Origin of the sequence: Paraburkholderia sp. JHI869 (assembly GCF_038900775.1) — a bacterium.
Lineage (GTDB): Bacteria > Pseudomonadota > Gammaproteobacteria > Burkholderiales > Burkholderiaceae > Paraburkholderia.
Genome location: NZ_JAYMSC010000034.1, coordinates 39,139 through 55,006, shown reverse-complemented (window position 1 = coordinate 55,006; position 15,868 = coordinate 39,139). Strand labels below are relative to the sequence as shown.

General features: G+C 66.3%; 15 protein-coding genes. 5 read left to right on the top strand and 10 right to left on the bottom strand.

Annotation, left to right across the window (positions count from 1 at the left end):
- Positions 1-164: 164 nt before the first annotated feature.
- From VSR72_RS36390 to VSR72_RS36365, 6 genes are all read right to left on the bottom strand, one after another.
- Complete coding sequence (locus VSR72_RS36390) at positions 165-1,100, bottom strand: ion channel (RefSeq protein ID WP_342957104.1); 936 nt, start codon at positions 1,098-1,100, stop codon at positions 165-167.
- 285 nt (positions 1,101-1,385) lie between these two features.
- Positions 1,386-1,631 (bottom strand): hypothetical protein, encoded by a 246-nt coding sequence (locus VSR72_RS36385; RefSeq protein WP_342957067.1) that lies wholly within the window; start codon positions 1,629-1,631, stop codon positions 1,386-1,388.
- A gap of 165 nt (positions 1,632-1,796) precedes the next feature.
- Positions 1,797-2,018, bottom strand: a complete 222-nt coding sequence (locus VSR72_RS36380) for a hypothetical protein (protein ID WP_028201740.1) — start codon at positions 2,016-2,018, stop codon at positions 1,797-1,799.
- Positions 2,019-2,213: 195 nt separating this feature from the next.
- Positions 2,214-3,197: a carbohydrate kinase gene (locus tag VSR72_RS36375; protein ID WP_342957066.1), complete on the bottom strand. Its 984-nt coding sequence runs from the start codon at positions 3,195-3,197 to the stop codon at positions 2,214-2,216.
- Positions 3,198-3,213: 16 nt separating this feature from the next.
- Entirely contained in the window at positions 3,214-4,515 is a 1,302-nt protein-coding gene (locus tag VSR72_RS36370) for an AGE family epimerase/isomerase (RefSeq protein ID WP_342957103.1), read from the bottom strand.
- A 69-nt stretch (positions 4,516-4,584) separates the two neighbouring features.
- On the bottom strand, positions 4,585-5,640 hold the full coding sequence (locus VSR72_RS36365; RefSeq protein ID WP_342957065.1) for a LacI family DNA-binding transcriptional regulator: 1,056 nt from the start codon (positions 5,638-5,640) through the stop codon (positions 4,585-4,587).
- A gap of 230 nt (positions 5,641-5,870) precedes the next feature.
- Here VSR72_RS36365 and VSR72_RS36360 point away from each other — a divergent pair, with 230 nt between their 5' ends.
- Entirely contained in the window at positions 5,871-6,026 is a 156-nt protein-coding gene (locus tag VSR72_RS36360) for a DUF3309 family protein (protein WP_042296285.1), read from the top strand.
- A 110-nt stretch (positions 6,027-6,136) separates the two neighbouring features.
- On the opposite strand, the gene VSR72_RS36355 is transcribed toward VSR72_RS36360, so the two are convergent.
- Together VSR72_RS36355 and VSR72_RS36350 are read right to left on the bottom strand one after the other, a co-directional pair.
- The gene (locus tag VSR72_RS36355; RefSeq protein ID WP_342957064.1) at positions 6,137-7,993 is read right to left on the bottom strand and encodes a phosphodiesterase; all 1,857 of its coding nucleotides are present in this window, start codon (positions 7,991-7,993) and stop codon (positions 6,137-6,139) included.
- Positions 7,994-8,209: 216 nt separating this feature from the next.
- Positions 8,210-9,256, bottom strand: coding sequence for a bile acid:sodium symporter family protein (locus tag VSR72_RS36350; protein ID WP_342957063.1), 1,047 nt, complete (start codon positions 9,254-9,256; stop codon positions 8,210-8,212).
- A 592-nt stretch (positions 9,257-9,848) separates the two neighbouring features.
- Between VSR72_RS36350 and VSR72_RS36345 the strand changes: the two genes are divergently transcribed.
- The 3 genes from VSR72_RS36345 to VSR72_RS36335 all read left to right on the top strand — a co-directional run bounded on the left by VSR72_RS36345 (position 9,849) and on the right by VSR72_RS36335 (position 13,191).
- Positions 9,849-10,415 carry a hypothetical protein gene (locus tag VSR72_RS36345; RefSeq protein WP_342957062.1) on the top strand — a complete coding sequence of 189 codons (567 nt, stop codon included), beginning with the start codon at positions 9,849-9,851 and terminating at the stop codon, positions 10,413-10,415.
- Between the two features lie 533 nt (positions 10,416-10,948).
- Entirely contained in the window at positions 10,949-12,046 is a 1,098-nt protein-coding gene (locus VSR72_RS36340; RefSeq protein WP_342957061.1) for a porin, read from the top strand.
- 170 nt (positions 12,047-12,216) lie between these two features.
- A complete protein-coding gene (locus tag VSR72_RS36335) occupies positions 12,217-13,191 on the top strand; it encodes a LysR family transcriptional regulator (RefSeq protein WP_342957060.1) in 975 nt (324 codons plus the stop codon).
- Positions 13,192-13,193: 2 nt separating this feature from the next.
- Here VSR72_RS36335 and VSR72_RS36330 read toward each other — a convergent pair whose 3' ends face one another.
- A complete protein-coding gene (locus VSR72_RS36330) occupies positions 13,194-14,159 on the bottom strand; it encodes a nitronate monooxygenase family protein (RefSeq protein ID WP_342957059.1) in 966 nt (321 codons plus the stop codon).
- Between the two features lie 290 nt (positions 14,160-14,449).
- Here VSR72_RS36330 and VSR72_RS36325 point away from each other — a divergent pair, with 290 nt between their 5' ends.
- On the top strand, positions 14,450-15,343 hold the full coding sequence (locus VSR72_RS36325; protein WP_342957058.1) for an alpha/beta hydrolase: 894 nt from the start codon (positions 14,450-14,452) through the stop codon (positions 15,341-15,343).
- A 16-nt stretch (positions 15,344-15,359) separates the two neighbouring features.
- On the opposite strand, the gene VSR72_RS36320 is transcribed toward VSR72_RS36325, so the two are convergent.
- A complete protein-coding gene (locus VSR72_RS36320; protein ID WP_069265154.1) occupies positions 15,360-15,833 on the bottom strand; it encodes an Lrp/AsnC family transcriptional regulator in 474 nt (157 codons plus the stop codon).
- Positions 15,834-15,868: the final 35 nt, after the last annotated feature.

Sequence of the window (15,868 nt, the reverse complement as noted above, 5' to 3'; positions counted from 1 at the left end):
TATTTTTTCTCGCCAATGACGGAAATTTTTTGCTAACTCTTCGATCGCACCGGCTATTCGCGCGAGAGCCTGCCCGCGCCGGGCGAATTTGGAGAGAGATTTTCCCTGCCCCGGCGCGATCCCGTCTGCGCGACCCGGTCCGAATTGGTCTTCGGATCAATCCGTCAGATCACGCGCGGCCCGTAAGGCCTCGCGCCGTCGAACGGCACGACATCGTGAAAGTGCGTGTAGTCCATCGTGCTCACGCCGTCCGCGTCGGTCATCAGGTCGACGTAGCGGTAATGCCAGCGGATCTGCCGGTCCGACCAGCTAAAGCGCGCCTGCATGGTCTGCGCGGTGGACTCGTCGGAGCCCTCGATCACGACATGGAGCGTGGCGTGCTGCTCGGCCAGCATCTCGGGCGTGACGCCGTAGAGCGGGCTCGACTCGTCGATCACGTGCATGAGATTCCAGCCCAGCGTGAAAAGCGGATGCTGGTCGCGCACGAGCTTGAGGTCGTGGATGCGCCGCGCGCGATAGCCGTCCGACGAGGTCTCGATGCGGATGAGCCGCAGTTTCGCGCCCGCTTCGGCAATCACGTTCTGACGAGCGTTGGCGGCGCGCGCCATGAGTGTCAGGCGGCCTTCGATGGGATGCACCACCACCTGGCTCGCGAACATGATCTTGGCGCGCGGACGCGAGAAGCGCGCAAACACGAGGCCGGTGGCCAACGCGATGCCCGACATGCCGACGAAAATTTCGAACGTGGCGACGATATGCGCGTAGAGCGTCTGCGGATGCATGTCGCCGTAGCCGACGGTCGCGAGTGTTTCCACGCTGAAGAAGAACGCGCCGAGAAAGCCCTTCGGGTACTGGTTGGCGATGGGCGCGGTGCCGAGCAGGTAGAGGCACGCGAACACGCCGTTCATCAGCAGGAAGAGGGCGGCGAGCGAGGCGAAGAACGTGGGCCAGCGCATGGTGAGCGCCGTGTGGTAGAAGTCGCCCCAGGCCTGCGGCATGCCGTACACGAGCACTTCGCGCGAGGCCACCATCATCTTGCGCGGCTTGCCACGCTTTTTCTGCTTCGGACCCGCAGGGGTGTCGGCCTTGCAGGCGTCCATGTCGACACCTGGCGAATCCTGCGGCGCCGATTCGGCTTGCTGGGCCGCTTCCTGGTTTGCGACGCGCTCCGGCGTTTCGGGCGTCATGGTGATCCTGCGGTTCTGAAGAGGGATGAGGAGCGTAGCAATGCCGAAGCAACGCGGCAAGCCGATACGTTAAGCGTACCGCAAGACGGTAATGGCGAAGCGATGTCGCGCGGGCGAGGGACGATGCGCTAACGCCTCACTCCCGCGGTGCGAGCAGGAGTGAGCGGCAGCGAGGCGCAGCGGCGGCGAGCGTGCGGCTTACGGGAATCCGTGCGGCTTCGGGATGCCCGCACCGTGTTCGATATCGGCGATGGCCTGGCGGCGCGCGGCGTCCACGGCTTGCGTGGGCGCGTCGTAGCCTGCGTTGCCGCCAACCGTGACCCACGGCTGCACGGCCTTGTCGCGATGCGTGATCTGATACTCGGCGTCCCAGCGAGCGCCCTGCATTTCGAGGGGATGCACGTGGATGGCGTAGACGCCATAAAGAAAGAGCTGTTCGGACATGGCTAACCTCCTGTCGACCAGAGTTAGTGCTTCAGCACTTCGTCTGGTCCCATGCACAGCTGACGACCGCACAACGTGCGGCCCCATGCAGAGCACCCCGTCTCATGCAGCGCTGCCGGCAGTCCCTCAGTGGTTCCTGAGCGGGCGCTGGGCACACCCCGCGACTTACAGTTCGAGTTCGCCGAGAATGCGATGCGCCAGCGCCTTGGCTTCTTCGAGAGCCTCTTCCGGCGTGCCCGACGCGGCTTCGACTTCATACACCGCGTTTTCGAGTTCCTCGCCGTCGTCGCGCGCCAGGGAGACCAGGCCCTGGTACTGGCCGGCGTTCATGGGCCGCACAGAGGCGACGGCCGTGTAGATCCCCTTGGTGTAGCTGACGTCTTCCATAACGTGCTCCTCGTGGAAGGAAATCCCTCGAAGGGCCGCGTGGATCGGGCCGCGCACGGTGAAGCGCGCAAGCGTCGCGCCTGACCCGCTACAAGAGGGAAATTCCATGCTAGCACGTTGCCCGCGCGGCTGCGGGGCACGCATATGACGGCGGCGCGGCGCTTTCGTGTCAGCCCCGCGCCGTGCCTTGAGCCTTTAGTCGGCGAGGAGCGCGACGACTTCGTCGAGCGTCGGCGAATGCGCGCCGGGGCGTCGGCATGCGGCCGCGCCCGCGGCGAGCGCGAACGCGAGATGCTGGCGCCAGTCGCGCTTGGGCGCGCTCATGAGGCTGAACAGCAGCCCGCCGATGGAAGCGTCGCCCGCACCCACCGTATCGGCCACTTCGACGCGCGGCGGCGCTGCCTCGATCACCTCGTTGCCCGCATAGAGCGTGGCCGCCTGCGCGCCGCGCGTGACGAGCAGCGTGGCGGCCGGATTGAGCGCGCGCACGGCTTCGATCGCTTCGGCCTCGCTCTTGCCGGCGAACAGCATGCGCAGATCTTCGTCGGAGACCTTGATGAGATCGGCGAGCGCGGCCATGCGGCGCAGGATCGGCTCGTAGCCGTGCGCCATGAGATTGCGGTAGTTCGGATCGAAGCTGATCTTCACGCCGGCCGCGCGCAGCTCGGCGGCGAGCGTGGCGAGCGTTTCGCCAAGCGGCTGGCGCACAAGGCTGATGCAGCCGAAGTGCGCCCACTTCGCGTGCGCGCGCCAGCCTTCGGGCAGCTTCGCGGGATCGAAGGCGAGGTCGGCGCTGTTGTCACCGATGAAGTAGTACGCGGGCGGATGCGTCTGATGCACGATCGCGAGCAGCGGCGCGCGCTCCACGCGCTGCATGAAGCGCATGTCGAGGCCGGCGGCCACGCTCGCGTTCCAGAGTTCGTCCGAGAAGTTGTCGACGCCAAGCGCCCCCACGCTCGCGGTGGGCAGCCCGAGGCGGGCGACCGCGCGCGCGACGTTCCAGCCCGCGCCGCCGGGGTGGGCGCGCCAGTGCGAGTCCATGCCGGGTGCGCCCGGGGGCGAGCTGTGCGGCGCGCCTTCGGGCGCGGGCGTGCGCACGAGATCGGTGAGGATGTCACCGGCCGAGATGAAGGCCGGGAAGCCGGACGAGAAGTCCGGGCCGGTGCTGCAAGTGCTCATCGTCGTGTTCCTCTGATCAGTTCAGGCCGGTCGCGCCGCTGGTTGCCGCTTCCTCGCGGCCCACGACCGGCGCCATGCCGCGTCCGGGCAGCGCGTTCAGCGCTTCGTAGCACGCGCCCATGGTGTGATAGTCGGTCTTGCCGGCGGGGCTCTTCTCGTCACTGTACTTGCGGTTGTCGCAGGTGAGGATGCGGTACCACGCACCATAACGATGATCGACGAAATTCGCCCAGCTGTAGCGCCAGATTTCGTCGTACCAGTCCCAGAAGCGCTCGTTGCCCGTGCGCTTGCCGAGTAGCGCCGCCGTGGCGAAGGTTTCCGCCTGCACCCAGAAGTACTTGTCGTGATCGCACACGGTGCCGTCCGGGCCGAAGCCGTAGTAGAGCCCACCGTGGTCGTTGTCCCAGGCGTGCGCCATGGCGGCGTCGAAGAGTTCGATCGCGCGCGGCAGCAGCCAGGGCAGCGGCCGGTGACGTTCGAGCAGCAGCAGAAGCTTTGCCCACTCCGTTTGATGGCCGGGCTGGAAGCCCCACGGGCGGAAGATATTCGAGCTGTCTTCCTCGTTGTAATGCCAGTCCACCGACCAGTCCGCGTGAAAGTGCTCCCACACGAGCCCCTGCGAGAGCTTCGCCTGGCGCAGCGTGATGTTCGACGCCACGCGCTCGGCGCGGTCGAGATACACGAGATGGCCCGTCGCCTCGTAGGCCGCGAGCAGCGCCTCGGTCGTGTGCATGTTGGCGTTCTGGCCGCGGTAGCCCGAGACGATCCAGTCGGCGCTCGCTTCGTCGGCGTAGAGGCCCGCCGCGCCGTCCCAGAAGCGGTGTTCCATCAGATCGAAGGTCGCGCCGATCATCGGCCGTGCTTCTTCGATGCCGGCCATCGCTGCATGCGAGTAAGCGAGCAGCACGAACGCGAGGCCGTAGCAGTGGCGCGTGGCGTCGAGCATGCGCTTCTTGCCGTCGCGCCAGTCGATCTCCCAGTCGTAGCCTTGCAGTTGCGGGTCCCAGTGGCCTTCGCGCAGGAACTGCAGGCCGTGACGCGCGTATTCCAGATGCTGCGGATCGCCGAACTCGCGATACGCCATCGCATAGTTGAAGACGTAGCGGCAGCTGCTCACGAGGTGCCGCGAGTGCGCGTTGTAGATCGAGCCGTCGTCGCGGAAGTAGTGGAAGAAGCCGCCCGAAGGATCGAGCACGTTCGGCGCGTAGAAGCGCAGCGTGTCCTGCACGTGGCCGAGCAGGAAGCCGCGGTCGCGAAAGCTCGCGACGCCCGGCGCGGCGACGGGTTGTGCGGTGGCGGAGGAGGCGGTGTCGGTCATCGTCATGGCTTTCTCTTCTGGCTTGGACGTGGCTTCAGCGTAGTCTCAACGTGTTTTCAACAGAGCGCGTCAGGCGCTTTGCGGTGTGCTTGCGATGTGGCTGATGGCGTGCGCGGCGACGAGATTCGATGTCGCCGCACCCAGGGTGCTCGCGCGTGCGACAAGCTGCACCGGCAAACGGATCTCGCTCGTGACAGGCGTTTCTTCGAGCAGCAGTTCGACGCCGCGCCGCCCGAGCGCTTCCTTGTCGACGGCGATCGTCGAGAGCGGCGGCGTAGCGTGCGTGGCGCCTGCGATATCGTCGAAACCGATGATGGCGATGTCTTCGGGCACGCGCAGGCCGTTGGCGAGGCACACGCGCATGGCCGCGAGGGCGGCGGCGTCGTTGTAGGCGAACAGGGCGTCGGGCGGCGGACGCGATTCGATGCGCGCGGCGTCGATCAAACGCTGCATGGCGAGCGATGCGCCCGTGTCGGGATCGAGCCCGCCGTCGATGGTCGTTTCGAGCGACGGGTCGAACAAGAGGCCCGCCTCGAAGAACGCGCGCCGGTAGCCGAGCGCGCGCTGCGCGATGCTGTAGTGCGCGAGCGAGCCGCCGATGAACGCAATGCGCCGCCGTCCCAGTTCGAACAGATGCTGCATGGCGAGCGCGGCGCCCGCCGCGTTGTCGATGTTCACGGAACGCAGGCCTGACGCCCACAGGTCGATCAGCACGAGCGGGCGTTGCAGCGCGACGAGTGCGGCGAGCATTTCCGGCTCGACGAAACCCGCCACCGCGATCGCGTCGGGCGCGTGCAGGCGCAACTGCTGGACGGTGTCGTCGGCGGGGCCGGCCGTGAGCAGCGCGGGCACGATGCCGTGTTCGCGGCAGGCGTCTTCCACGCCGTGCAGCACGTGCGAGAAGAACGGGCTGGCGGCGAAGTTGTTGTGCTGACGGTGGAGCAGGAAGGTGAGCCGGCGAATGCGCGGGCGCAGTTGCGCGCAGTCGTAGCCGAGCGCGCGCGCGACTTCGACGATGCGCTCGCGCGTGGCCTCGGAAAGACCCGGCTGGTTTTTCAACGCGCGCGACACCGTGCCGATCGACACGTTGGCGGCCTGCGCGACGTCACGAATGGTTGTCCCCATGATTCCTGGCTTGCGGTGAGCGCGTTGAGCGTTCCGGGAGTGGTCAGGTGTGCGGCGATTGTATAGTAAAAACCGTCGTCAAAAACCCGAATCTACGTTTCGAATTCCAGGTAAATACCAGTAAACAATGAAATAAACGCAAACTTCTATGTTTAGTAAAATTGACTAAACGAGCGCGGGCACGACGGTTGCGGAAAGCCGGGTACCCACATTCGACTTACGGAGGCATCATGCTCGGCACCCTGCTTCTGGTCATTCTGATCCTGCTGCTCATCGGCGCGTTCCCGGCGTGGCCGCATAGCCGTTCCTGGGGTTACGCGCCTTCGGGCACGCTCGGCATCGTCGTCATCGTGGTGGTCGTGCTGGTCTTGATGGGGACGATCTAGCGACGGCTTGGCCGCGAGGAAGCGAAAGCACAACGGGCCGGCGCGCGGCATGAGTCGCGCGGCCGGCCCGCTCTTTTTTGGGGCTGCCAGATGGGGAAAATACAGGCGCGTTACGACGCGCTGGCCGTTTCGCCAGGGTTCGCGCCGAGCGTCGGAAGGAGGTTGGCGCTCGTGCTGCCGTCGATCACGACGAGCCCGGTGGCGTCCTGCTTCGCGCGGCGCTTGGCGAGCGCCGCCAGCGAGGCGATGGCGTCGCTGCTGTGCCGCGCGCTCTCGCCTGGTGCTACGTGCACACAGCCTATCGCCATCGTCACGAAGGCGAAGAACGTGGCGTTGCCGTGGCGGTCCTCGCCGTGAATGCCGCCCGCGAGCCGGTCGCCCGGCGCGTAGAAGCGCTGCGCGCCGTCATTGAACGCGTCTATCGCCTGGCGCGCACGCTCGCGCCACGTCTCGCTCTGGAACAGGATCAGGAAGTCGTCGCCGCCCACGTGGCCGAGGAAGTCGCGCGTGGGGTCGCAGGCGTCGGCGAGCACCGTCGCCGCAAACTTCAGCACTTCGTCGCCCTGCCAGTAGCCGTACTGATCGTTGAAGGGCTTGAACTGGTTCAGGTCGACATAGCACGCGTGAAAACCCGCGTCGTGCGATAGCAGGCGCTCGATATGCGAGCTGATGGGGATATTGCCCGGCAGAAAGGTGAGCGGATTCGCGTAGCGTGCGGCCTGAATGCGCACTTCCGTCACCGCGCGCACGAGGCTCTCGCCTGTGCCGAGCCCAGCGTAGCGGCCGTTGTCGGTGATCACGAAGCCGTCGGCGAGATAGCGCTGGTCGTCGCTCGCGAGGAGCGTGGCCATCTGCTCGACGGTCATCGACTGCTCGATCAGCACGGGCTGGGCGTTGGCGAATTGCAGGCAGGCTTTCTTGCCGAACAGCTCGCGGTGGTAAGGCAGCGCATAGCGGTCCATGAACGCGCGCCGGTTGATGAGCGCAACGGGCGCTTCGTCTTCCACCACGGCCACCGCGTGCAGATCGGGTTGACCGTTGAACAGGTCGAGCACGTCGTTATTGGTCGCCTGGCGCGGCAGCGCGGGCGCGCGCACGAGCATCTTGCTGGCGGGCGCGCCGCCGCCCGCGGGCTGCGTGGCGGCGTTGCGCGTGGCTTCGGGAAACACGGCGATATGGTCCGCGCGAATCGCCTCGCGCGCTTCGCGGGCGAGCACGCGCAGCGGTTCCGCGTTGGGGCGGCCAAAGAAAAAGCCCTGGCCGCAGTCGATGCCCATGTCACGCAGCACGATCAGGTCGGCGGCGTTCTCGATGCCCTCCGCCACGAGACGCGCGCCGCTCGCCTGCGCGAAATGCTGCATGGCGCGCACGGCTTCGAACTTGAGCGCGTCGTTGGCGATGTCGTGGATGAAGAAGCGGTCGATCTTCACGACATCGGGCTGCAACTGCACCCAGAGGTTGAGGCTGGCGTTGGCGGTGCCGTAGTCGTCGAGCGCGAACTGGGCGCCGGCCGCGCGCAACGCCGCGACGACGGGCGAGAAGTTGCGCAGGTCGTGGATGGCGCTCTGCTCGGTGAGCTCGATCACGACGCGCGTGGGGTCGATCGGGCCGTCGAAGAGCGCGAGCGCGGCGTCGCCGGCAGCGGTGAGCTGGCGCAGCGCGTCGGCGCTGAAATTGAGGAACAGCTTGCCGGGGCAGTCGAGCCCGGCGAACGTTTCGATGCAGGTTCTGGCGGCGGCGCGTTCGAGCGCGGCGGTGCATTGTTCGTCGCCGGCGCGCGCGAAGAGGGCGGCGGGCGTTTCGAGCGGCGAGCCGGCCGGCCCGCGAATCAGGCCTTCATAACCGAGGATCGCGCCACCCTCGAAATCGACGATGGGCTGGAAGACGGCGCGCAGCTGGCGCTGGGCGATCAGTGCCCCAACGCCGGGCGTGGCGTGAAGGAGTGGCGCGCGAGCAGACGCAGACATGGACAGGCCAGAACGGGCGAAGACGTTGAACTTAACGGCATATCATCGGATGAATTAAATGAAATTTTGGTGACAGTGCCGGAGAGCCCAATCTTTGGGCGCGCTGAGGATGCGCGGCGGGGAGCGGAGAGAGGGGTGCGCCGGGGGCTTGGCCACGGCGTTTGCTGCAGCGGGGCGACGACGTCTCGCCGCCCCGAATGACGTGTTGAACGACGCTTAACGGCGCGCGGCTGCGGCGGTGCGATCGCTCGCTTCGGCGCGCGATTCGTCGCCCGCGCTGGCGGCGCGCTCGGCGCTCATGTCGCGGGCGCCCCAGCGCTGGGCAAGCGCCGCGCACACCATCAGCTGGATCTGGTGGAACAGCATGAGCGGCAGCACGACTGCGCCCACGGCGTTCGAGGCGAAGATGACCTTCGCCATCGGCACGCCGGCCGCGAGGCTCTTCTTCGAGCCGCAGAAAATGATGGTGATCTGGTCGGCGCGCGAGAAGCCGAGCTTCTTGCTCGTGAAGATCGTGATGCCGAGCGCGAGCGCGAGCAGCACCGCATTCACCACGAGCAGGCCGCCGAGCGCGGTGAGCGGAATGTGATGCCAGAGCCCTTCGTTCACGGCCTCGGAAAACGCGCCGAACACCACGAGCAGGATCGAGCCCTGATCGACGAACTTGAGCACGCCCTTGTTGCGCTCGATCCAGCGGCCGATCACGGGACGCAGCAACTGGCCCGCCACGAACGGCACGAGCAGCTGCAGCACGATGTTCCACACGGTGTGCCACGCCGAGCTGCTGCCCGCGCTCTGGTTCGTGACGATCAGGCTCACGAGCGCGGGCGTGACGAAGATGCCGATCAGGCTCGACGCCGAAGCGCTGCAAACGGCGGCGGGCACGTTGCCGCGCGCAATCGAGGTAAAGGCGATGGACGACTGCACCGTGGAAGGCAGCGTGCAAAGGAACAGCACGCCCGCATAGAGCGCCGGCGTGACGAGCGGCGAAAGCACGGGCTTGAGCGCGAGGCCCAGCGCCGGAAAGAGGACGAAGGTGCTGAGCAGCACGACGATGTGCAGCCGCCAGTGCGTCGCACCGGCGACGATCGCCTCGCGCGAGAGCTTGGCGCCGTGCAGGAAGAACAGCAGGCCGACGGCCACGTTGGTGAGCCAGTTGAAACCGGTGGCGGCCTGGCCGTGCACCGGGAACAGGCTCGCAAGAATCACCGTGCCGACGAGGCAAAGGGTGAAGTTATCGGGCAGGAATTTCGGACGTGCCATCGGACAATCTCAAGTGCGCGCCTGGGCGCCTGGCTGCGCGCAGATCGATGTGCGTGCAACGGGTGAATCGGGACGTCTATTGTCGGCGCAAGCCGATTGAAAAAGCAAATTCATTTGAAGCATCGATTAATGACGGTTACGCATGTATCGCCAACGTCGATGAGTCCTTTATGCGGGATTTCTCATCGACGTGCGAGCGGCATTCCCGAGCCGCAAAAGTCGTCAGGAGTCCGCGCATTCTTCAGATGTTCTGACCTTGCTCGAGCATAAAACGAACCGCTCTCACACTTGCCCGCAGAGCCTTGCTGGACGGCCTTCCGAGGCCGCGGCTGGATCCGGAAAACCCAGCAGTAACATGGTGTTACAACCCTTCGGGCGGCATAACATCTTTTGGCTCGACACCCATACGGCACGCCCATAAATTACCGTCAAAGGGACGCCCGAACCGTTGTGGCGGCAATCGTTACGCGCAGCGCGGCGTGCGTCCCGGGACTGGCCCGCCATGGCCCGAGTGGCGGGTTGCCAAGCGCAAACGTCGGGCAGGTGAAACTTCACAATGCACGTAGGGTTGTCAAAACTGGGACAGTGGGTCTTGGGGGCCGGATTAGCGGCCCTCGTTGTGCTCGCCCATGCTCAGCCCGGTTTTCAAGGGCACGGCGGCGGGGGCGGCGGCTTCGCGCGCGCGCCGTCCATGCCCATGATGCCCGCCATGCACGCGATGCAGGCGCCGCGCGGCGGCGGCATGGCGTGGGGCGGCGGCTACCACGGCGCCCCCGAACGCGCTCGAGGCCCGGCCGCTTATGCAGGCAATGCCCCTTCGCCCATGCGCGTGGCCGACCAGGGTGGCCGGTACGAGCGCGGCGGCAACCGTGCGCCGAACCAGTGGCAAGGGCAAGTCCAGCAGCAAGCTCCGCGTCGCGACTACAGCTATGGCACGCCTTTCGGCGGCTACGGCGGCTATCGCGGCAACCCCATCACGCCCGTGAGCGCGGAATCGCGCCCGGTGCCGCATCCGCCGGCGGACTCGCCGGTGCGTGCGGGCTCGATCCGCGAAGACGTCGCCCGCTACAACGAGGAACGCGGCGGCACCTACCGGCCGTTCCCACGCAACGGCGGCGAGGTCCCGCGTCCGCCGATGCCTTCGCCTTATCGCAATTGAGCGCTGCCCTCGCGGCCGCTTTCGCTTTCTTTCCTCCCTCGCTTTTCCCCGCCTTTTTCTTTTGATTCGCCGCAGTTTTCGCTTCAGGCACTGACCTGTTAGCGCGGCCGAAACACGTCCGAAACAAGTTGCGTTCGTCCACGTCGGGAAAACTGACGCGTGGATACCACACTTTTTTGGAAATCTCTCGTCATACAGAACCCTTTCGTCTCAAATCTCGCTTTCGTTTCGGCGGCGCGTCATTTGCATGCCCGCGCGTGCGGGAGCGCCCCACTGGGCGCGGCTCTGCAGGCTGCCATTCGCAGTAACGCAGCGCAGCGCAAAGCGATGTGAGCAGCGGCAAAAAAGGTTTTACGGACGGCAAACTAATGCGCCCGATATACCGGCAATAACACCGTTTATTTTTGACCATAAAAATGGTCCGCAAAGATGGATCCGCCCAGAACGGCCACGCCTGCGAACGACGAAAAACAAAGCTTTGCGCGAGCGCCTCAGCCGCCCGACACCCTTTTTTGACAAAGACTGGAGAACCCATGAATACAACGGTCAGCCGCGTGCTGCGCACCACCCTGAAGGCGAGCGCGCTCGCCGCTGTTCTTGCCGCCGCGTCGTCGTCAGCGTTTGCGCAGTCGAGCGTCCAGCTCTACGGCCAGATCGACGAATGGGTCGGGGCGACGAAATTTCCGGGCGGCCAGACTGCCTGGAACGTGGGCGGCGGCGGTATGTCCACGTCGTACTGGGGCATGAAGGGCTCTGAAGATCTGGGCGGCGGCTACAAGGCGATCTTCACGCTGGAAAGTTTCTTCCGCGCGCAGAACGGCCAGTACGGCCGCTTCGCGGGCGACACGTTCTTCGCGCGCAATGCGTACGTCGGCATCGAATCGCCGTACGGCACGGTGACGGCGGGTCGCCTCACGACGCAACTGTTCGTCTCGACGATTCTCTTCAACCCGTTCATCGATTCGTACACCTTCTCGCCGATGGTGTACCACGTGTACCTCGGCCTCTCGACGTTCCCGACCTACACGACCGACCAGGGCGTGGTGGGCGACTCGGGCTGGAACAACGCCGTGCAGTACTCCTCGCCTAACTTCAACGGCCTCTCGGGCTCGGCCATGTACGCGTTCGGCAACCAGGCCGGCCAGAACGGCTCGAAGAAGTGGAGCGTGCAGGGTCTGTATTTCCACGGCCCGTTCGCAGCGACGGCCGTCTACCAGTACGTGAACTTCAACAACACGCCGGGCGATATCGGCAGCATCGTGAGCGGCGACACGACCATCATCGGGCTGAAGAGCCAGGGCGTGGCGCAGGTCGGCCTGTCGTACGACCTCAAGTACGTGAAGTTCTTCGGTCAGTACATGTACACGGCGAACTGGCAGCAAGTGGGCAGCTGGCACGTGAACACCGCCCAGGGCGGCGTGACGGTTCCTGCTGGCCCGGGTACGGTCATGGCCTCGTACGCGTACTCGCGCGACGGCGGCGGCCTGAACCAGACGCGCCAGACGGCGGCCATCGGCTACGACTACCCGCTCTCGAAGCGCACCGACGTGTACGCGGCGTACATGTACGACCACTTCGACAACATGTCGAGCGGCCAGACCTACGGCGTGGGCCTGCGCGCGAAGTTCTGATCGGCGGCGTTCGACGCGAAAGCCCCGTGCTGCTTGCAGCGCGGGGCTTTTGCTTTCTGGGCCGCCTGATGCAAAACGCGCCTGCGCGTTTCAACACCCGCATTTGATAAAACGAGGAAAATATCGCCGATTGATTCCCGTTCATTTATGTTCGAATTGAAGGCCGCGCAATGGATACCCTCGTCAGCATGAAAGTGTTCCGCCAGGTGGTGGAGGCGGGCAGCTTCGTTGCGGCGGCCGAGCGCATGGACATGTCCGCTGCCATGGCGAGCAAGCACGTGATGCATCTGGAGCAGCAACTGGGCGCGCGCCTGCTGAACCGCACCACGCGCCGCGTCGCGCCCACCGAGGCGGGGCGCGAGTATTACGAGCGCGTGGCCCAGGCGCTCACCGAACTCGACGAAGCCGGCCAGGCCGTGGGCGCGGCGAGCGTGGTGCCGCAGGGGCGCTTGCGCGTGTCGTCGCTCACGGCGTTCGGGCTGCGTCACGTGATGGGCGCGGTCGCCGACTACGCCGCCGGCTTTCCGCAGGTGACCGTCGATATCACGCTCTCCGACCGCGTGGTCGAGCTGATCGACGAGGGCTTCGACGTGGCGATCCGCGCCGCGCCGTCAGGCCTGAAATCGTCGTCGCTGATCGCGCGGCCGCTCGCCACCGCGCACATCGTGCTGTGCGCCTCGCCCGAGTATCTGCGCCGCCACGGCGCGCCGAAGACCGTGGCCGATCTCGCGCGGCACAACTTCGTCCAGTACGCGGGGGCCTCGGCCCAGGAACTCGCGCCGTTCGCGGAAGGCGCGGGCGGCGTGAAGCCGAAGCCTGGCGGCAACCTCATCGTCAATCACCTGGAAGCGCTGCGCGTGGTGGTGCTGCAAGGCGGCGGCCTGTCGATGCTCGGCACCGAGGTGGTGGGCGACGATATCGCGGAAGGGCGCCTCGTGCCGCTGCTCGTCGACGCGCTGCCACCGCGCGAACTGCCGATCTACGCCGTGTACGCGAGCCGCCGCCATCTCTCGGCGAAGGTGCGCTCGTTCGTCGATTTCCTTGCGGCGCGCTTCTCGGAGCGCGAACTCTGGCCGGGCGTGGAGGCGATCCGCGCGGCGGCGGTCAATGCCGACGCTGCAAGAAGCGCCTCCACTCGGGACTGAAATCAGCGGCCCGCGCCGAGCCGCGCCTTCGTCGCTTCGTACTCGCGCTTCAGGCGCTCTACGAGGTCGGCCACGGAGGGCACGTCGTCCATCAGGCCCACGGCCTGGCCCGCGCCCCACACGTCTTTCCAGGCCTTCGCCTTCGAGGTGCCCGCGCCGAAATCCATCTTCGACTTGTCCGACTCGGGCAGCGCATCGGGATCGAGCCCGACGTTCACGATGCTCTCGCGGATGTAGTTGCCGTGCACGCCCGTGAAGAGGTTCGTGTAGACGATGTCCGCGGCCTTCGCTTCGACAATGGCGTGCTTGTAGTCCTCCACGGCGTGCGCCTCTTTCGTCGCGATGAAGCGCGTGCCCATATACGCGAGATCCGCGCCCATCGCCTGGGCGGCGAGGATCGAGCCGCCGTTGGCGATCGCGCCTGACAGCACGATCGGGCCGTCGAAGATGCGCCGCACTTCGCCCACCAGTGCGAACGGCGAGGTCGTGCCCGCATGGCCGCCCGCGCCCGCGGCCACGAGGATCAGCCCGTCCACGCCCGCTTCGAGCGCCTTGGCGGCGTGGCGCAGGTTGATGACGTCGTGCAGCACGATGCCGCCGTAGCTGTGCACGGCGTCGAGCAGTTCTCGCGGCGGCGCGCGCAGGCTCGTGATGAAGATCGGCACGTGGTGTTCGACGCACACGCGCACGTCGTGCTCGAGCCGCGCATTCGACTGATGCACGATCTGGTTGACGGCGATCGGCCCGATCACGGCCTCGGGGTTCGCGGCCTTATGCGCGGTGAGTTCCTCGCGGATCTGCGTGAGCCAGACGCCCAGCTCTTCGGCGGGGCGCGCGTTGAGCGCCGGAAACGAGCCGACGATGCCCGCCTTGCACTGCGCGAGCACCAGCTCCGGATAGCTGACGATGAACATCGGCGAGCCCACGACGGGCAGCGAGAGGTTTTGCAGGACGGCGGGGAGTGCCATGGGGGAGGTCTCCTTGCGGCGCTTCGAGAGATGGCGGGCCGGGCGCATGCGGCGACAGCATCGACCAGGTGCGATCTAGCTTGATCAGACGCAATCGCGCAGGGAATCGCGGCGTGACGCGATCGCGAAAACGGCCGTTCGATTATAGGCTTGGGGTCGTTCGGGCATCCCGCGCGCGGGATTCGAGGGAGTGCTCGGTTTCTACCGTTGCGGGTCCAAAAGCACATTTTCGAGTCGCGCTCGCCTCATACAATGACCGCAGACCAACAAACACAAGAGAGACTAGCCCCATGCCCTTCGACGGATTCCAGCCTTTCACCGTTCGCACTGCGGGCGGCGTAGACATCTGCGGCGTGAAGGGCGGCGACGGACCGCCGCTATTGCTGCTCCACGGCCATCCGCAGACTCACATGATCTGGCATCGGTGCGCCTCTGCGCTCGCGCAGCACTTCACCGTGATCGCGACGGACCTGCGCGGCTACGGCGCCTCGTCGAAACCGGCCAGCGACGACACGCACGCCGCCTACTCGAAGCGCGCGATGGCGGCCGATCAGGTCGAGGTCATGCGCCACTTCGGCCACGAGCGCTTTCTCGTGTGCGCGCACGACCGCGGGGCGCGTGTCGCGCATCGCATGGCGCTCGACCATCCGAACGCCGTCGAGCGGCTGATGCTTTTGGACATTGCGCCGACGCTCGCCATGTACGAGCAAACCGACCGCGAGTTCGCCACGCTCTACTTCCACTGGTTCTTCCTGATCCAGCCCGAGCCGCTGCCCGAAACGCTCATCGAAGCGAATCCCGACGTCTATATCGAGCGCGTCATGGGCAGCCGCCACGCGGGGCTCGCGCCCTTCGCGCCGAAGGCGCTCGGCGCGTACCGCGCGGCGCTGCGCCAGCCGGGCGCGGTGCACGCCATGTGCGAGGATTACCGCGCCTCCGCGACCATCGACCTCGAGCACGACCGCGCCGATCTCGAGCGCGGCAACAAGGTGGCGTGCCCGTTGCGGGTGCTGTGGGGCGCGGAAGGCGTGATTGAGCGCTGCTTCGACCCGCTCGCCGAGTGGCGCAAGGTGGCGCGCGACGTGAGCGGGCGCGCGCTGCCGTGCGGTCACTACATTCCCGAGGAGGCGAGCGAGGCGCTGGTCGAGGAAATGCTGGCGTTCTTCGAGACCACGGAGCAATAAGTGGCGTGCCGCCGTTTCAGCGCAGCGGCGGCAGGCGGCGCGGCACCGGCGTGGACTTGACGATGGCCGTGCTGGTTTCGGCGCGCTCGGTGACTTTCGCGAGTATCTCGTCGAGTTGTTCGATCGAATGCAGATAGAGCCGGGCGATGAAGCAGTCGTCGCCCGTGACCTTGTCGCATTCGACGAATTCGGGAATGCGCCGCAGCACCTCTTCCACCAGATGCAATTGTCCGGGCAGCGGCTTCACGCGCACGATGGCCTGCAGCGTGTAGCCGAGCGCCCGCGGATCGATCTGCACCGTATAGCCGCCGATCACGCCTTGCGCTTCGAGCCGGCGCAGCCGCTCCGACGTGCTCGGGGCCGAAAGCCCCACGTGCTTGGCCAGTTCGGCGACGCTCGCGCGGGCGTCCTCGGCTAGCGCCGCGAGCAGCATGCGGTCGATGTCGTCGAGCGGGGCGGCGGCGGGCGTTGGGTTCGGACGTCGGTTCATGATTGCACGGGTGCTCCGCCAGGTTGGCCTTTCAA

Bases quoted from the DNA above. Each gene is read 5' to 3' on its own strand.
- VSR72_RS36350 (WP_342957063.1), bottom strand. From the start codon at position 9,256: ATGGCACGTCCGAAATTCCTGCCCGATAACTTCACCCTTTGCCTCGTC.
- VSR72_RS36390 (WP_342957104.1), bottom strand. From the start codon at position 1,100: ATGGACGCCTGCAAGGCCGACACCCCTGCGGGTCCGAAGCAGAAAAAG.
- VSR72_RS36330 (WP_342957059.1), bottom strand. From the start codon at position 14,159: ATGGCACTCCCCGCCGTCCTGCAAAACCTCTCGCTGCCCGTCGTGGGC.
- VSR72_RS36365 (WP_342957065.1), bottom strand. From the start codon at position 5,640: ATGGGGACAACCATTCGTGACGTCGCGCAGGCCGCCAACGTGTCGATC.
- VSR72_RS36320 (WP_069265154.1), bottom strand. From the start codon at position 15,833: ATGAACCGACGTCCGAACCCAACGCCCGCCGCCGCCCCGCTCGACGAC.
- VSR72_RS36370 (WP_342957103.1), bottom strand. From the start codon at position 4,515: ATGACCGACACCGCCTCCTCCGCCACCGCACAACCCGTCGCCGCGCCG.
- VSR72_RS36355 (WP_342957064.1), bottom strand. From the start codon at position 7,993: ATGTCTGCGTCTGCTCGCGCGCCACTCCTTCACGCCACGCCCGGCGTT.
- VSR72_RS36335 (WP_342957060.1), top strand. From the start codon at position 12,217: ATGGATACCCTCGTCAGCATGAAAGTGTTCCGCCAGGTGGTGGAGGCG.
- VSR72_RS36325 (WP_342957058.1), top strand. From the start codon at position 14,450: ATGCCCTTCGACGGATTCCAGCCTTTCACCGTTCGCACTGCGGGCGGC.
- VSR72_RS36360 (WP_042296285.1), top strand. From the start codon at position 5,871: ATGCTCGGCACCCTGCTTCTGGTCATTCTGATCCTGCTGCTCATCGGC.
- VSR72_RS36375 (WP_342957066.1), bottom strand. From the start codon at position 3,197: ATGAGCACTTGCAGCACCGGCCCGGACTTCTCGTCCGGCTTCCCGGCC.
- VSR72_RS36340 (WP_342957061.1), top strand. From the start codon at position 10,949: ATGAATACAACGGTCAGCCGCGTGCTGCGCACCACCCTGAAGGCGAGC.
- VSR72_RS36380 (WP_028201740.1), bottom strand. From the start codon at position 2,018: ATGGAAGACGTCAGCTACACCAAGGGGATCTACACGGCCGTCGCCTCT.
- VSR72_RS36385 (WP_342957067.1), bottom strand. From the start codon at position 1,631: ATGTCCGAACAGCTCTTTCTTTATGGCGTCTACGCCATCCACGTGCAT.